We start from the raw sequence: 15,121 nt of genomic DNA, 5'->3' as shown, positions 1-15,121 counted from the left end.
GGGGGCTACTCGCCGTCCTCCAGCCAGCCGAAGCTCTTCTCCACCGCCTTGCGCCAGTTCGCGTACTCGCGGTCGCGCACCGACGCCGCCATGGTGGGCGTCCACTCCGCGTCCTTCTGCCAGTGCGACCTGAGTTCGTCCAGGTCGTTCCACACGCCGGTGGCCAGGCCGGCCGCGTAGGCGGCGCCCAGACAGGTCGTCTCGGAGACCCGGGGCCGGATCACCGGTACCCCGAGGACGTCGGCCTGGTGCTGCATCAGGAGGTTGTTCTTCGTCATGCCGCCGTCCACCTTCAGGGTGGTGATCGGCACCCCGGAGTCCTGGTACATGGCGTCCACGACCTCCCGCGTCTGCCAGCTCGTCGCCTCCAGGACCGCGCGGGCGAGGTGCGCCTTGGTGACGTACCGGGTCAGCCCGGTGACGACCCCGCGCGCGTCGGAGCGCCAGTAGGGAGCGAACAGGCCGGAGAAGGCGGGCACGATGTAGGCGCCGCCGTTGTCGTCGACGCTCGCCGCCAGTGTCTCGATCTCGTCGGCGGTGCGGATGATGCCGAGCTGGTCGCGGAACCACTGGACGAGCGCGCCCGTTATGGCGATCGAACCCTCCAGGCAGTAGACCGGCGCCTCGGTGCCGATCCGGTATCCCATCGTCGTCAGCAGCCCGCTCTTGGACGGCACCGGCCGGTTGCCGGTGTTGAGCAGCAGGAAACTGCCCGTCCCGTAGGTGTTCTTCGCCGTGCCGACGTCGTAGCAGGCCTGCCCGAAGACCGCCGCCTGCTGGTCGCCCAGCGCGGACGCCACCGGCACCCCGGCGAGCTGGCCGACTGCGGTGCCGTAGACCTCGGCGGACGACCTGATCTCGGGCAGGATCGCCTGGGGGACGTTCATCGCGGCGAGGATGGCGGGGTCCCACTGGAGGGTTTCCAGGTTCATCAGCATGGTGCGCCCGGCGTTGGTGACGTCGGTGACGTGCCGGCCGCCGTCGGTGCCGCCGGTGAGGTTCCAGATCAGCCAGGAGTCGATGGTCCCGAAGGCGATCTCGCCGCGCTCGGCCCGGTCCCGGAGCCCGGGCACGTTGTCCAGCAGCCAGGCCGCCTTGGGTCCGGAGAAGTAACTGGCCAGGGGCAGCCCGGTCTGTTCGCGGAAGCGGTCCTGGCCGTCGCTGCCGCCGAGTTCGCGGCACAGGGCCGCGGTGCGGGTGTCCTGCCAGACGATGGCGTTGTGCACGGGCTTGCCGGTGGCGCGGTCCCACAGGACGGTCGTCTCGCGCTGGTTGGTGATGCCCAGCGCGCTCAGCTGGTCGGGGCGCAGCCCCGCGTTGGCGAGCGCCCCGGCCACCACGGCCTGCACCTTGGACCAGATCTCGGTGGCGTCGTGTTCCACCCAGCCCGGCTTGGGGAAGATCTGGCGGTGCTCGCGCTGGTCGACGGCGACGATCGCGCCGGAGTGGTCGAAGATGATGCAGCGGCTCGACGTGGTGCCCTGGTCGATTGCGGCGACGTACTTCTCGGCGGTGTCCGTCATGGCTACCCCTTGGTCGCTGGGTCGGAAGGCTGCGTGGGTGGGAGGGCCGCGTCCGGTCGGAGGGCCGCTTCGTACCTGAAGGTCCCGTCGGGTCGGAGGGCCGCGTCGGGTCGGAGGATCGATCGCGCGGGCCGGGACGGCCGCGCCGCGTCAGAAGGCCACGTTGTAGATGAGGCCCGCGAGCGCCCCGCCGATCAGGGGGCCGGCGACCGGGATCCAGGCGTAACCCCAGTCCGAGGTGCCCTTGTTGGGGATCGGCAGGAAGGTGTGCACGATCCGCGGGCCGAGGTCGCGCGTCGGGTTGATGGCGTAGCCGGTGGGGCCGCCGAGCGACAGCCCGATGCCGACGACGAGCAGCGAGACGATCAGCACAGTGGTGCCGGACTCGCCGAGCCCCTTGGTCAGTCCGAACGCGAGGATCGGCAGGACGAGCGCGATGGTCGCGATGATCTCGGTGATCAGGTTGGCGAGCGGGTTCCGGATCTCCGGGATGGTGGAGAAGATGCCGAGCGTCGGCGTCGGCTCCTCTCCCGACTCCTCGTCGCGCACGTTGGCCTGGAACTGGGCCAGGTAGACCAGGTAGGTCAGCACGGCCCCGAGCATCGCGCCGACGAACTGCCCGAGCAGATACACCCAGACCTTGCCCCACTCGCCGGTGTCGACGGCGATGCCGATGGTGACGGCGGGGTTCAGCTGCCCGCCGGAGAGGGGAGCGGCGGTGTAGGCGCCGGCGAGCACGCCGAATCCCCAGCCGAACGCGATCACCACCCACCCCGCGGCCCGGGCCTTGGAGTGTCTGAGGGTGACCGCGGCGCAGACACCGGCGCCGAAGAGGATCAGAATGGCCGTGCCGATGACTTCGCCGACGAAGATGTCTCCGTTGCTCATGGCGGCTCCTAGGGCGCTGGCCGGGGGATCGACCCCGGCGCATTGAGCAGGAACGGTTCCCTTGGCGACGTCAGCCGAAGGCAGGGAAGGTCCCGCGCCCCGCCCGGCGTCCATGACGAGCGTGCCGTCGCGGCCGAATCGCCCATGGGGAAAGAGCCTCGAGACAGGAGCGGCCCATGGCGCAGTGCCTGAATACGCCGAGAATGTACGGCGATGTCGACCGACACCGGAAGTTTTCACCGGCACTCAGGGGGCGTCAAGGTCGCCGACGGCAACGATGACAGGCAACCCGCCGGAAAGCAGCTGTCACGGCTCCACCGCCGCGTACCCGGCCTGGGTCGGGTACGCGTTCGAGCCGCGCCGGATCTCGTGCCCGGGCAGCCCCGCCCGCCCCAGCACCCAACTCGCCCCGCTGAGCGCCTTGGCGGCCTTCTTGAGCGGTGCCAGACAGGCGGCCGCCTGCCGGTGGTCGGACACACTGCCAGGGCCGCACACGACGGTGGCCAGGGACAGCGTGACGGGACGCCCGCCCGCGGACCAGGGCGCGTCGAGCAGGGCGGCGACCTGATCGAGCCCCGCCTCGTCGGCGAGCACCAGGAAGTCGTCCCCGCCGATGTGCCCCACGCGCGCGTGCCCGACGGCGGCCTCCTGCAGCGCTCGCCCCACCGAACGGATCAGCTCGTCGCCCGCGGCGAACCCGACACCGTCGTTCACCTGCTTGAAGTGGTCGATGTCCAGCCAGCTCAGCGCGAAGACACGGCCGTCCGCGAGCCACCGGTCCACCTCGCCGGTGATCGCGTCCGAACCGGGCAGCCGTGTCAGCGGGTTGAGCCCGGCCGCCTCCTCGACCCGGGTCTCGGCGAGCGCCCGTACCAGGTCGGCGAGGCGTACGACGCCCACGCAGCGCCCGAACCGGTCGACGACCGTCACATCGTCCGAGGTACGGTCCGGGCCGCCGACGGCCACCACGTCCAGCACCTCCCAGGCGGTTGCGTCAATGCCGACGGTGCGCGGTGCGTCGCCCAGCTTGAAGGCCGGGCGGTCCGCGTACAGGGCGTGCCCGTAGCGGCCGGACATCGACAGCAGGAAGCGGGAGCGGTGCACCGACCGGACGGGGGCGCCGGTCTGGTCCACCAGGAGCACGCCGGAGACGTCCGGGGCGCCGGTCAGCAGCGCCCGCACCTGCAACGCGGACGCGGTGACCGGCAGGAGCGCGGCGGGCCGGATGAACTCGCGCACGGACGGTCCGGAGCGCGGTGGCGGTACGACGGCGGGGGAGGGCGGCGGAACGTATACCTCCGCGACCGGGATCCGGGCCGGTGGCGCGAACAGCTCGCCCTGGGCCAGCTGCGCCCCGGCCGACAGCGCGGCCGCGTGCTGGAGTTCGGTCTCCACGCCTTCCACGGCCACCAGGGCGCCCAGTTCCTCGCACAGGGTCCGCATGGCCCGCATCGCGGCCGGCCGGGGGAGCAGCGAGGCGTCGAGCTTGACCAGATCGGGGGAGAGGTCGGTGAGCAGCCGCAGCGGCACGTCCCCGTCCCCGATGCCGTCCGCGCTGATCCGGAAACCCTGGCCGCGCAGCACCGCCACGGCCTCCAGCAGGGCCTGCTGCGGCACGTGCGTGTACGGCGGGACGATGTCCAGGGTGACCTCCCAGGGCATCCGTCCGGCCTCGCGTACGGCCTCGGGCAGCCGTCCGATGCCGCCCAGGTCGGCGAGGGTGGCCGCGAAGACGTTGATGTGCAGCGGCAGCAGAGTCTCCTTGCGGGCCGCCGCGCGGAGGGCCAACACCGCCAGATTGCCGTCGAGTTCGGGATTCCGTCGGGCTTCGCCGAGGATGTCGCCGGTCTCGGGGCGGGCGAGGATCTCCAGTGCGGCGATCCCGCCGGTCGTCAGATTGACCACCGGCTGGAAGGCGAAACGGAGAGCATCCGTCCAGGTGCGCACGGGAGCATGATGACGCCACCGGCGCACGCCCAGGGGCAGTTCATGAGACGTTCACGCACCATTTCGGGGTGGTCACACAGGGTATGCACCCTCTGCTGTCACACCCGTCCCGTCAGCGCACCGCTATCACGGACGAGCCGTGCCCGAACAGCCCCTGGTTGGCCGTGATCCCCACGCGCGCGTGCGCCACCTGACGGTCGCCCGCCGCCTCCCGCAACTGCCAGGTCAGCTCGCAGACCTGGGCGATCGCCTGGGCCGGCACCGCCTCCCCGAAGGACGCGAGCCCCCCGCTGGCATTGACCGGTATGCGGCCGCCCGGGGACGTCGCTCCCTCGCGCAGCAGCTTCGCCGCCTCGCCCTCGGCGCACAGCCCGAGATCCTCGTACCACTGCAACTCCAGCGCGGTGGACAGGTCGTACACCTCGGCGAGGGACAGCTCCTCGGGGCCGATGCCCGCCTCCTCGTAGGCGGCCCGCGCGATCGAGGCCCGGAACGGCTCCGGGGGTGGCTCCACCGCCGCCGCGGAGTCCGTGGCGATGTCCGGCAGGTCCAGCACCGTGCTCGGGTAGCGGGGCGTGACCGTGGACACCGCGCGGATCCGCACCGGCCGTGCCTCCCCGTGCCGGCGCGCGAACTCCAGGCTGGACAGCACCAGCGCGGCCCCGCCGTCGGAGGTGGCGCAGATGTCCAGCAGCCGCAGCGGATCGGCGACCACCTGGGAGGCGGCGACCTCCTCGGCGGTGACCCGCTTGCGGTAGCGGGCGTACGGATTGAGCGCTCCCATAGCCGCGTTCTTCACCTTGACCAGGGCGAAGTCCTCGGGGGTGTCCCCGAACACCGCCATCCGGCGGCGCGCGTACAGCCCGAAGTACGTCGGATTCGTCGCCCCCAGCAGCCGGAAGCGCAGCCAGTCGGGATCGTCGGGCCGGTCCCCTCCGGCGGGCCGGAAGAAGCCCTTGGGGGCCGCGTCCGCACCCACCACCAGCACCACGTCCGCGAGGCCCGCCAGGATCTGTGCCCTCGCCGCGGCGACCGCCTGGGCCCCGGACGCGCACGCCGCGTACACGCTCGCGACCCTTGCCCCCTGCCAGCCCAGCGCCTTCGCGAAGGTCGCGCCCGCCACATAGCCGGGATAGCCGCCACGCACCGTGTCCGCGCCCACGACCGAGCCGATGTCCCGCCATCCGAGTCCGGCGTCCGCGAGCGCCGCGCGGGCCGCTGCCGTCCCGTACTCGACGAAGCTCCGCCCCCACTTGCCCCAGGGGTGCATGCCCGCGCCGAGCACCGCCACGTCCGCCGTCATGCCGTCACCCCCGTCGGCCGCCAGTGCCAGGTCGTCCAGGTCGTCTCCGCGTCCTCGCCCAGGACTCCGGGGACGACCTCGGCCTCCATGCCCACCGCCAGATCGGCGACGGTGATTCCGGGAACCGCCTGTCCCAGCACCACGATCCGCTCGGACTCCAGCTCCACAGCGATCAACGCGTACGGCTCCCACGGAAGTTCCGGATCGCTCACATAGGGTGACGGAGGACGGTATCTGCTGTCGGTGTACGACCAGATCCGTCCGCGCCGGGAGAGCGGGACCTCCTCCAGGTCGCCGCCCGCGCAGCCGGGGTTGCGGCAGTGGACGTCCTCACGCGGGAAGAAGACCGAGGCGCAGGCCGCACAGCGGGTCCCCAGCAGCCGGAATCCGTCCCCCTCGCCCGTGAACCAGCCGTCGACCGCCGGCGTGCGTGTGCGCGACAAAGCTCCTCCAGGACACCAGATCTGACGGAACGTCAGAAGTGTGCCACGGGCGACCGGGTTTGGGCAGGCCGCGTCGGCGCCCCCTGGCCGCCCCGCCCGGTTTCGGTTCCGGGGCCGCCATCTGTCGGTTCACTTCCGGAAGGAGGCGTTCCCCTGACCGTAAGACGTCGTACTCCCGATCGGATAAAGTCCGCGCGTGTCCGAAAATCAGCACCCAATTGCCAACTCCGCTCCGGACTCGCACTGTTCGAGCTGCGGAGCGGCCTACGGAGAGAGAATCTCCGGCTGGCCCCGCACCTGCCCGGCCTGCGGCCACGTCGCCTACCGCAACCCGCTGCCGGTGGCGATCGCCCTTCAGCCCGTCTACGACACGAAGGGCACCGCCCTGGTCGTCATCACCCGCACCGTGGCCCCCGCGCGCGGCGGCACCGCGCTGCCCGGGGGCTACGTCGACGACCGCGAGGACTGGCGGCACGCCGTCGTCCGTGAGCTCAAGGAGGAGACGGGCATCGACGCGGCCGCCCGCGACGTACGGCTCGTCGACGCCATGAGCTCACCCGACGGACACCTGCTGCTGTTCGGCCTCCTCCCGGAACGCCCGGCCGAAGGCCTCCCGCCGTCGGGCGCCACGGACGAGACGGAGGGCTGGCACCTGCTGCGCCGCCCCGAGGAACTCGCCTTCCCGCTGCACAGCGTGGCCGTACGCGCGTGGTTCGAGGGCCGCTACTGAGCCCTCCCGCTCATCCCAGCCCCCTGATCCGGACGGGCCGGGACGGCTCGCTCGCGCCGGTCTCGTCCTCGCGTGCGACCACCACCCGCCGGTCCTCCCAGCGGGCGACGTAACGCTCGATCTCCGGCTCCTCCCAGCCGTCGCCCGCGTCCGGCACGAAGAGTCCACCACCCGTCCGCCCCCGGGCGGGCGCCCACACCTCCAGCCGCGTCCCGCCGTCCTCGTCCCGCACGGGCAGGACGGCACCCGCGCGCGCCAGCACCGGGATCCGCGACAGCGGGGCATCGACGAGCACCTGCCCGGGCCCCTCGTACGCCTGCTCGGTCACCGTGTCGTACCAACGGCCCCGGGGTAGCTGCACCGCACGCCGGTCGGCACCCGGATCCAGCACCGGAGCCACCAGCAGAGCGTCGCCCAGCAGGAACGCGTCCTCGCAGTCGCGCAGCGCCCGGTCCTCCGGCGCACCCCACCAGACCGGCCGCACGTACGGCGCACCGGTCCGACGGGCCAGCTGCCCCAACGTCATGAAGTACGGCAGCAGACGCCGCCGTTCGAGAAGCGCCACGCGCGCGTGCTCCAGCACCTCGGCCCCGAACTCCCACGGCTCCCGGCGCCCCGCCCGCATGCTCGCGTGCGTCCGGAACAGCGGCAGATACGCGCCCAGCTGGAACCAGCGCAGAAACAGCTCCGGCGACGGACTCCCGTCGAAACCGCCCACGTCAGGACCCGAGTACGGCACCCCGCACAGCCCGAGCCCCAGCACCAGCGACAAGGACGCGCGCAGCCCCGGCCAGCCGGTGGCGACATCACCGGACCAGGTGCCCCCGTAGCGCTGCATACCTGCCCAGCCCGAACGGGAGAACAGGAACGGCCGCTCCCCGGGCGCGAGTCCGCGCAGGCCCTCGTAGGCCGCCCGCGCCATGCAGAGCGCATAGACGTTGTGCGCCTCCCGGTGGTCGCCGCCGCGCCCCTCCAGGGCGTGCCGCGCCGAGCGCGGCAGCGTCGACTCGCCGAACGCGCTGAAGGACGTCGGCTCGTTCATGTCGTGCCAGAACCCGGCGAAGCCCAGCGCGAGCCGTTCCTCGTACAGCCCGCCCCACCACGCGCGCACGCGCGCGTCCGTGAAGTCGGGGAAGACCGCCTCCCCGGGCCACACCACGCCCTCCACGGTCCGCCCCGACGCATCACGGACGAAGGCGTCGACCGCCGTCCCGCTGTCGTAGACCGCGTTGCCCCGCTCTGCCTTCACCGCCGGATCGACGATCGACACCAGCCGGATCCCGTCCCGCCGCAGCTCCTCCGCCAGCGTCGGCAGCTTCGGGAAGTGCTCGTGATCGACCGTGAACACCTGGTGGTCGTCGTAGTGGTCGATGTCCAGATGGACGGCGTCCAGCGGCAGACCGCGCTCCTGGTAACCGGCGACGATCCGCCGCACCTCCTGCTCGCTGCCGAAACCCCAGCGCGCATGGTGATGACCCAGCGCCCACGCCGGCGGCAGCGCGGGCGCGCCCGTGAGCGAGGCCCACGTGTGCAGCACGCGCGCGGGGGTGCCCACCATCACCCAGCAGCGCAGCGGACCGCCGTCCATCCGCAGCTCGCAGCGCCCGGTCCGGTCGTGCCCCGAACCGGCGCCCTCCTCGCCCTCGCGGAGCGTCACCGTCCCGTCCCAGGAACTGTCGTGGAACACCAGATGCGCCGCCGCGTCCGCCACCACCAGCTGCACCGGCATGGTGATGTACAACGGATCGTCACCGGGCCCGAAGGCACGGCCGGGATCGGTGTTCCACAACCGGTACGTGCCGTCCCGCAGCCGCGGCCCCGAAGGACGCCCGCCCAGCCCGAAGAACCGCGCGTCCGCGGCCACCTCCGACCGCTGCACCCAGCGCGCCGCACCCCCGCCCACCGGCTCCCACCACCGCGGCGGCAGCTCGCGCCGCAGCATCACACCACCGGGCGTGCACACCTCCACCGCCCCGTGCCGCGACACGTTGACCGTCACCCGCTCCGCCACGACCCGCCAGCCGCCGTTGGTGTCCGGTTCGAGGACCGCCCGCGGATCCGGCTCCGGACAGCGCCCCGCGAGGGCGTACGACGGCTCGGGACCGGCCCCGTCCCAGCCCCAGAACACGGCCCCGTTCACGGCGACCGTGATCCGCAGCTCGGACCGGCTGAACCGGATCACACCGCCGCCCGGCCCCGGCTCCGCGTCCTGCACCGGCCCCGGCACCCGGGCCCGCTCCGCCCCCCGCGCGGGCAGCCCGGCGGCATCGATCCGCCGCCTGCGCCACGCGGCCCGTACGGTACGCAACCCCTGAGCCGCCCTGCTCGAACCGACCACTCTTACCGAACGCACCAGGTCACGACCGTCCATGCTGCTCACCCTGCCACTCAGCGCTCCACACGCGCGTGCCGTTCAACTGGCGTTCACCCGTGCCGGGACCACATCTTCACGACGCGGACTATGTGGAGCGCACCCTGGTGTAGAAGTCGATCACATGGCATCGTCCCTGTCAGCCGCGTCACGCGCACACCCCAGCCCGTGCGCGTCCCACGCACACAAAGCGCAGAAGCCCGGGAGCCGCCCCATGTCGACCGCGAACCCCCAGCCGCTCTGGCAGCCCGATCCACAGCGGATCGCCCAGGCACGCATCACCAGGTTCCAGTCCTGGGCGGCGGAACACCACGGAGCCCCCGCCGACGGCGGGTACCCGGCCCTGCACCGCTGGTCCGTCGACCACCTGGACACCTTCTGGCAAGCCGTCACGGAACACTTCGACGTGCGGTTCTCGACGCCCTACGCGCGCGTGCTCGGCAACCGAGCCATGCCCGGCGCCGAATGGTTCCCCGGCGCGCGGCTGAACTACGCCGAGCACGCCCTGCGCGCCGCCGCCACCCGCGCGGACGAACCCGCCCTCCTGTACGTCGACGAGACCCACGAACCCCGCCCGGTCACCTGGGCGGAGCTGCGCCGGCAGGTGGGCTCACTGGCCGCCGAACTCCGCGCCCTGGGCGTCCGCCCCGGCGACCGCGTCAGCGGCTACCTCCCGAACATCCCGCAGGCCGTGGCCGCCCTCCTCGCCACCGCCGCCGTGGGCGCCGTCTGGACCTCCTGCGCCCCCGACTTCGGCGCCCGCAGCGTCCTGGACCGCTTCCAGCAGGTCGAACCCGTCGTCCTGTTCACCGTCGACGGCTACCGCTACGGAGGCAAGGAACACGACCGGCGCGAGATCGTCGCCGAACTCCGCCGCGAACTGCCCACCCTGCGCGCCGTCGTCCACATCCCGCTGCTCGGCACCCCCGCCCCCGAAGGCGCCCTGGAATGGTCGGCCCTGACCGCCGCCGACACCGAGCCGGAATTCGAACAGGTCCCGTTCGACCACCCCCTGTGGGTGCTCTACTCCTCCGGCACCACCGGCCTGCCCAAGGCCATCGTCCAGTCCCAGGGCGGCATCCTGGTCGAACACCTCAAACAGCTCGGCCTGCACTGCGACCTGGGCCCCGAGGACCGCTTCTTCTGGTACACCTCCACCGGCTGGATGATGTGGAACTTCCTCGTCTCCGGCCTCCTCACGGGCACCACGATCGTCCTGTACGACGGCAGCCCCGGCTACCCCGACACCGGCGCCCAGTGGCGCGTCGCCGAACGCACCGGAGCCACCCTCTACGGCACCTCCGCCGCCTACGTGATGGCCTGCCGCAAGGCCGGCGTGCACCCCTCCCGCGACTACGACCTCTCCAACGTGCAGTGCGTCGCCACCACCGGCTCCCCACTGCCCCCCGACGGCTTCCGCTGGCTGCACGACGAGTTCGCAGCGAGCGGGGCCGACCTCTGGATCGCCTCCGTCAGCGGCGGCACCGACGTGTGCTCCTGCTTCGCGGGCGCCGTACCCACCCTCCCCGTGTACACCGGCGAACTGCAGGCACCCGGCCTCGGCACCGACCTCCAGGCCTGGGACCCGGCCGGCAATCCCGTCATCGACGAAGTGGGCGAACTGGTCGTCACCAACCCCATGCCCTCCATGCCGATCCGCTTCTGGAACGACCCCGACGGCAGCCGCTACCACGAGAGCTACTTCGACACCTACCCCGGCGTCTGGCGCCATGGCGACTGGATCACGGTCACCTCACGCGGCACGGTGATCATCCACGGCCGCTCCGACTCCACGCTCAACCGCCAGGGCGTACGGATGGGCTCGGCCGACATCTACGAGGTCGTCGAACGACTCCCCGAGATCAAGGAGTCCCTCGTCATCGGCATCGAACAGCCCGACGGCGGCTACTGGATGCCCCTCTTCGTCCACCTGGCACCGGGCGCGGTCCTCGACGAGGCCCTGCTGAACCGCATCAAGCAGGCCATCCGCGAACAGCTCTCGCCCCGGCACGTCCCCGACGAGGTCATCGAGGTCCCCGGCGTCCCGCACACCCTCACCGGAAAGCGCATCGAGGTCCCCGTCAAACGCCTTCTCCAGGGCACGCCCCTGGAGAAAGCCGTCAACCCCGGCTCCATCGACAACCTCGACCTGCTGACCTACTTCGAGAACCTCGCCCGCAAGCGCGCCTGAACCCGCATCGGTCCGACCTGCGCCATTCGGCACCGCCTGGTCCTCGACCGGCTTCCGCACCCTCGCTGTCAGTGGCGCCGGTTACTGTGAGTGAGCATTGATCGACCGCACACAGGGGGAACCATGGCGCACACCGACCACCGGACCATGCGACGCGTTCTGCGCCGCGAGATCGCCGGCACCATCGGGCTGCTGACCGACGAACACGACTTCCGCGCCATGCGGCGCTACCGCACCTTCACCTTCGACGACCACCTCACCTACCTCCGCCAGATCGAAGCCCTTCTCAGGACCCGCGCCGCCGAGGGCACCCACACCACACTCGCCCTCTTCGACCCCGAGGAATTCGCCGAGTTCTGCACAGTCACGGGCCTCGACCCGGACGACCCGGCCAGCCGCACCCGCTTCACCGCCGAACTCGCGGCCACCGGCCCCACCGTCCCCTACGACGGCCGACCCCTCACCGACCTCGTCCCCGCCCTCGTCGACGAGGCGGTACGGCAGGCCACCTGGGAGTACGCCAGCACCCTCCTCGCCCGCCTCGGCCCCTGCCCCACCTGCGGCGAGGACATCGGACGCGCTGCCCTGACCCGCGCCTCCCACCTCCTGACCCGCATCCTCGACACCGCCCCGCCAGGCAACCGGCACCTCGTGTGCAGCGTCTCCGGACCACCCGAAACCCTCGTCACCGTCCTCCACGCCGACCAGAACAGCGACGGCACCACCCAACTCGACGAGGCCGAAGCCCTCGAATTCACCAGCGTCCTCGCCCTCGGCCTCGCCACCAACAGCCCCGGCGGACTCGTCATGCGCACCAGCGCCCCCGGCACCCCCGACCGCGTCTACGGCTGGCGGCTGCGAGGCAACAACCTCGGGCCCCTCACCGCAGGCGAGGTCTTCGACGCGTACTGTACCGACGTCGAATCGGGAGACCTCATCTCACCGGAATCGGACGTCGACTACAGCGCCCCGCCCGAACTGGGCGACCAGGACACGACCCCCGGCCACCACCACTGAAAACACCAGGGGCGCCCCACCCACCGGTGGAGCGCCCCTGGAAAGACAGCCGATCACGGCCCTGGCCGACTACTCGCCGGACAGCACCGCCTGAGCCGCCGCACGGGCCTCGTCCGCGCTGTCGGTGGCGCGCGCGGCCGCCGCGGCCCGCTCGCACTGGGCCAGCGTGTACTTGGCCAGCATCGCCCGCACGTAAGGAATCGACGCCGCACCCATGGAGAGGGAGGTGACACCCAGACCCGTCAGCACACAGGCCAGCAGCGGATCCGACGCGGCCTCACCGCACACGCCACAGCTCTTGCCCTCGGCCCGTGCCGCCTCCGCCGACAGCGAGACCAGGTCGAGCAGCGCGGGCTGCCACGGATCCTGCAGCCGGGACACCGCACCGACCTGACGGTCGGCGGCGAACGTGTACTGCGCCAGGTCGTTCGTCCCCAGCGACAGGAACTCGACCTCCTGAAGGACCGAGCGCGCCCGCAGCGCGGCCGACGGAATCTCCACCATCGCGCCGAACTTGGCCCGCAGCCCCGCCTCCCGGCAGGCGTCCGCGAACGCCTTCGCATCGGCACGGTCCGCCACCATCGGTGCCATGACCTCAAGGCGGACGGGCAGCCCTTCGGCCGCCTTCGCCAACGCCGTCAGCTGGGTGCGCAGCACCTCGGGGTGGTCGAGCAGCGTCCGCAGACCACGCACACCCAGCGCCGGGTTCGGCTCGTCCGCCGGCGTCAGGAAGTCCAGCGGCTTGTCCGCGCCCGCGTCCAGCACCCGTACGACGACCCGGCCCTCCGGGAACGCCTCCAGCACCTGACGGTAGGCCTCGACCTGCTTCTCCTCGGAAGGAGCGCTCTTGCTGTCGTCGAGGAACAGGAACTCGGTACGGAACAGACCGACACCCTCGGCACCGGCCTCCAGCGCGGCCGGCACGTCCGCCGGACCGCCCACGTTGGCCAGCAGCGGCACCTTGTGTCCGTCGGCGGTCGCGCCCGGGCCGGTCGAGGCGGACAGCGCCGCCTTCCGCTCGGCGGCCGCAGCCGTCAGCGCCGCCTTCTTCTCCGCACTCGGGTTCACGAAGATGTCGCCGGTGCTGCCGTCCACGGCCACCACGGTGCCCTCGGCGAGCTCCCCGGCACCCGGCAGCGCCACCACGGCCGGCACACCGAGCGCCCGCGCCAGGATCGCGCTGTGGCTCGTCGGCCCGCCCTCCTCGGTCACGAAACCCAGCACCAGTGCCGGGTCGAGCAGCGCCGTGTCCGCCGGCGCCAGATCCCGCGCCACCAGTACGTACGGCTCGTCACTGTCCGGCACACCCGGCATCGGAACACCCAACAGCCGGGCGACGATACGATTCCGCACGTCGTCCAGGTCGGCTACTCGGCCGGCGAGGTACTCGCCCGCTCCGGCCAGCAACTCGCGGTACGCGGCGAACGCGTCGTACACGGCACGCTCGGCGGTGCTGCCGACGGCGATCCGGCGGTCCACGTCGGACATCAGTTCAGGGTCCTGCGCCATCATGGCCTGTGCCTCGAGCACCGCCTGGGCCTCGCCGCCCGCCAGATTGCCGCGCGCCGTCAGGTCGGCCGCCACGGCATCCACGGCCTGACGGGCACGCCCCTGCTCCCGCTCCGCCTCTTCCGCGGGGATCTGCTTGGCAGGCGGCTCCAGTACCGCCGTCCCCATATGCCGAACCTCGCCGATCGCCACACCGTGGCTCACGCCGACGCCTCGCAGCGTTGTCTCCATCTCACCCGTCTCCGATAGTGCGGCGGGTCCCGCCGCCGCGGTGGTTGTCGTGGTCGCCGCCTGCGCCGTCCCTACGAGCGCACGGTGGCGGGGTTGTCGGTCCGGGACGAGTCAGCTCCAGGAGAAGAGGACGTCGCCGGCCTTCACGTCCCCGGCTTCGTTGACGTCGGAGAGTGAGTCGGCCGTGGCCTCCAGGGCCACGACGGGGCAGACCGGAGATTTGCCGGCGGCCTCGACCTCGGCCGGGTTCCAGCGGACCACGGCCTGGCCGCGGGTCACGGTGTCGCCCTTGTTGACGAGCAGTTCGAAGCCCTGCCCGTTGAGCTGCACGGTGTCGATACCGAGATGGGTGAGCACGCCATGGCCTTCGCCGTCGACCACGACGAACGCGTGCGGGTGGAGAGAGACGACGACTCCGTCCACGGGCGACACGACCTCGGAAGGCTCACGCGCGGGGTCGATGGCGGTACCCGGGCCGACCATGGCCCCGGCGAAGACCGGATCAGGCACTGCGGCCAGTCCGACGGCGCGTCCGGCGAGCGGGGACGTCACGGTGGTCATGGGAAGCCTCCCAGGAGTGGTGCTGCTTACGGGCCGTCACTGCCTGTTCCGGACGGCGCTGAGCAGCAGCGTATGTCATATGAAGTGGCGGTTCCGCATGGAAGCTACCAGGTAGTGGTCTAGACCACCAGCCTATTCGATTTGCGCGGCCTTCGAGGCTCCGTGTACAGTCGTACTCCTGCTTGGGACCGAGCGGTGCGATAAAGCGTCGCTACTGAGCAGCACCCAAACTTGTCAGATCCTAACTCGGGATCATCTTCCGCATGCCTGCGGGAGGGTGGTCAGAGAGACGGAAAAACACTGATAGAGTTTGAAACACCGAAGGGAAGCCCGGAGGAAAGCCCGAGAGGGTGAGTACAAAGGAAGCGACCGTTCCTTGAGAACTCAACAGCGTGCCAAAAGTCAAC

General features: G+C 71.6%; 11 protein-coding genes. 3 read left to right on the top strand and 8 right to left on the bottom strand.

Translation table 11 applies throughout. The annotated features are described in order from the left end of the window. Window positions 1-5: 5 nt before the first annotated feature. From glpK to ABT137_RS46730, 5 genes are all read right to left on the bottom strand, one after another. Entirely contained in the window at window positions 6-1,523 is a 1,518-nt protein-coding gene (glpK, locus tag ABT137_RS46750) for a glycerol kinase GlpK (protein ID WP_351719193.1), read from the bottom strand. A gap of 150 nt (window positions 1,524-1,673) precedes the next feature. After that, on the bottom strand, window positions 1,674-2,411 hold the full coding sequence (locus ABT137_RS46745) for an MIP/aquaporin family protein (RefSeq protein ID WP_351719191.1): 738 nt from the start codon (window positions 2,409-2,411) through the stop codon (window positions 1,674-1,676). Between the two features lie 306 nt (window positions 2,412-2,717). After that, a complete protein-coding gene (locus tag ABT137_RS46740) occupies window positions 2,718-4,358 on the bottom strand; it encodes an EAL domain-containing protein (protein ID WP_351719190.1) in 1,641 nt (546 codons plus the stop codon). Between the two features lie 112 nt (window positions 4,359-4,470). Then, window positions 4,471-5,661: a lipid-transfer protein gene (locus ABT137_RS46735; protein ID WP_351719187.1), complete on the bottom strand. Its 1,191-nt coding sequence runs from the start codon at window positions 5,659-5,661 to the stop codon at window positions 4,471-4,473. Beyond that, complete coding sequence (locus ABT137_RS46730; RefSeq protein ID WP_351719185.1) at window positions 5,658-6,104, bottom strand: Zn-ribbon domain-containing OB-fold protein; 447 nt, start codon at window positions 6,102-6,104, stop codon at window positions 5,658-5,660. The genes ABT137_RS46735 and ABT137_RS46730 overlap by 4 nt, the downstream gene beginning before the upstream one ends. A gap of 196 nt (window positions 6,105-6,300) precedes the next feature. On the opposite strand from ABT137_RS46730, the gene ABT137_RS46725 reads away from it, so the two are divergent. Continuing rightward, window positions 6,301-6,834 (top strand): NUDIX domain-containing protein, encoded by a 534-nt coding sequence (locus ABT137_RS46725; RefSeq protein ID WP_351719183.1) that lies wholly within the window; start codon window positions 6,301-6,303, stop codon window positions 6,832-6,834. 10 nt (window positions 6,835-6,844) lie between these two features. On the opposite strand, the gene ABT137_RS46720 is transcribed toward ABT137_RS46725, so the two are convergent. Next, window positions 6,845-9,205, bottom strand: coding sequence for a glycoside hydrolase family 31 protein (locus ABT137_RS46720; protein ID WP_351719180.1), 2,361 nt, complete (start codon window positions 9,203-9,205; stop codon window positions 6,845-6,847). Between the two features lie 214 nt (window positions 9,206-9,419). On the opposite strand from ABT137_RS46720, the gene ABT137_RS46715 reads away from it, so the two are divergent. Together ABT137_RS46715 and ABT137_RS46710 are read left to right on the top strand one after the other, a co-directional pair. Next, window positions 9,420-11,396, top strand: coding sequence for an acetoacetate--CoA ligase (locus ABT137_RS46715; RefSeq protein WP_351719178.1), 1,977 nt, complete (start codon window positions 9,420-9,422; stop codon window positions 11,394-11,396). A 123-nt stretch (window positions 11,397-11,519) separates the two neighbouring features. Beyond that, on the top strand, window positions 11,520-12,413 hold the full coding sequence (locus tag ABT137_RS46710; RefSeq protein ID WP_351719175.1) for a DUF8829 domain-containing protein: 894 nt from the start codon (window positions 11,520-11,522) through the stop codon (window positions 12,411-12,413). Between the two features lie 69 nt (window positions 12,414-12,482). Here the strand turns inward: ABT137_RS46710 and ptsP are convergent, their stop codons facing one another. Next, entirely contained in the window at window positions 12,483-14,153 is a 1,671-nt protein-coding gene (ptsP, locus tag ABT137_RS46705; protein ID WP_351719173.1) for a phosphoenolpyruvate--protein phosphotransferase, read from the bottom strand. Window positions 14,154-14,264: 111 nt separating this feature from the next. Next, on the bottom strand, window positions 14,265-14,714 hold the full coding sequence (locus ABT137_RS46700) for a PTS sugar transporter subunit IIA (RefSeq protein ID WP_351719171.1): 450 nt from the start codon (window positions 14,712-14,714) through the stop codon (window positions 14,265-14,267). Between the last annotated feature and the right edge of the window lie 407 nt (window positions 14,715-15,121).

It is taken from the genome of Streptomyces sp. NPDC001980, from assembly GCF_040296885.1.
Taxonomy (GTDB): domain Bacteria; phylum Actinomycetota; class Actinomycetes; order Streptomycetales; family Streptomycetaceae; genus Streptomyces.
This window is presented reverse-complemented; position numbering and strand designations above follow the sequence as displayed.

Excerpts from the sequence above, each read along its gene's own strand:
- glpK (WP_351719193.1), bottom strand. The coding sequence starts at position 1,523 with ATGACGGACACCGCCGAGAAGTACGTCGCCGCAATCGACCAGGGCACC.
- ABT137_RS46745 (WP_351719191.1), bottom strand. The coding sequence starts at position 2,411 with ATGAGCAACGGAGACATCTTCGTCGGCGAAGTCATCGGCACGGCCATT.
- ABT137_RS46735 (WP_351719187.1), bottom strand. The coding sequence starts at position 5,661 with ATGACGGCGGACGTGGCGGTGCTCGGCGCGGGCATGCACCCCTGGGGC.
- ABT137_RS46720 (WP_351719180.1), bottom strand. The coding sequence starts at position 9,205 with ATGGACGGTCGTGACCTGGTGCGTTCGGTAAGAGTGGTCGGTTCGAGC.
- ABT137_RS46715 (WP_351719178.1), top strand. The coding sequence starts at position 9,420 with ATGTCGACCGCGAACCCCCAGCCGCTCTGGCAGCCCGATCCACAGCGG.
- ABT137_RS46710 (WP_351719175.1), top strand. The coding sequence starts at position 11,520 with ATGGCGCACACCGACCACCGGACCATGCGACGCGTTCTGCGCCGCGAG.
- ptsP (WP_351719173.1), bottom strand. The coding sequence starts at position 14,153 with ATGGAGACAACGCTGCGAGGCGTCGGCGTGAGCCACGGTGTGGCGATC.
- ABT137_RS46700 (WP_351719171.1), bottom strand. The coding sequence starts at position 14,714 with ATGACCACCGTGACGTCCCCGCTCGCCGGACGCGCCGTCGGACTGGCC.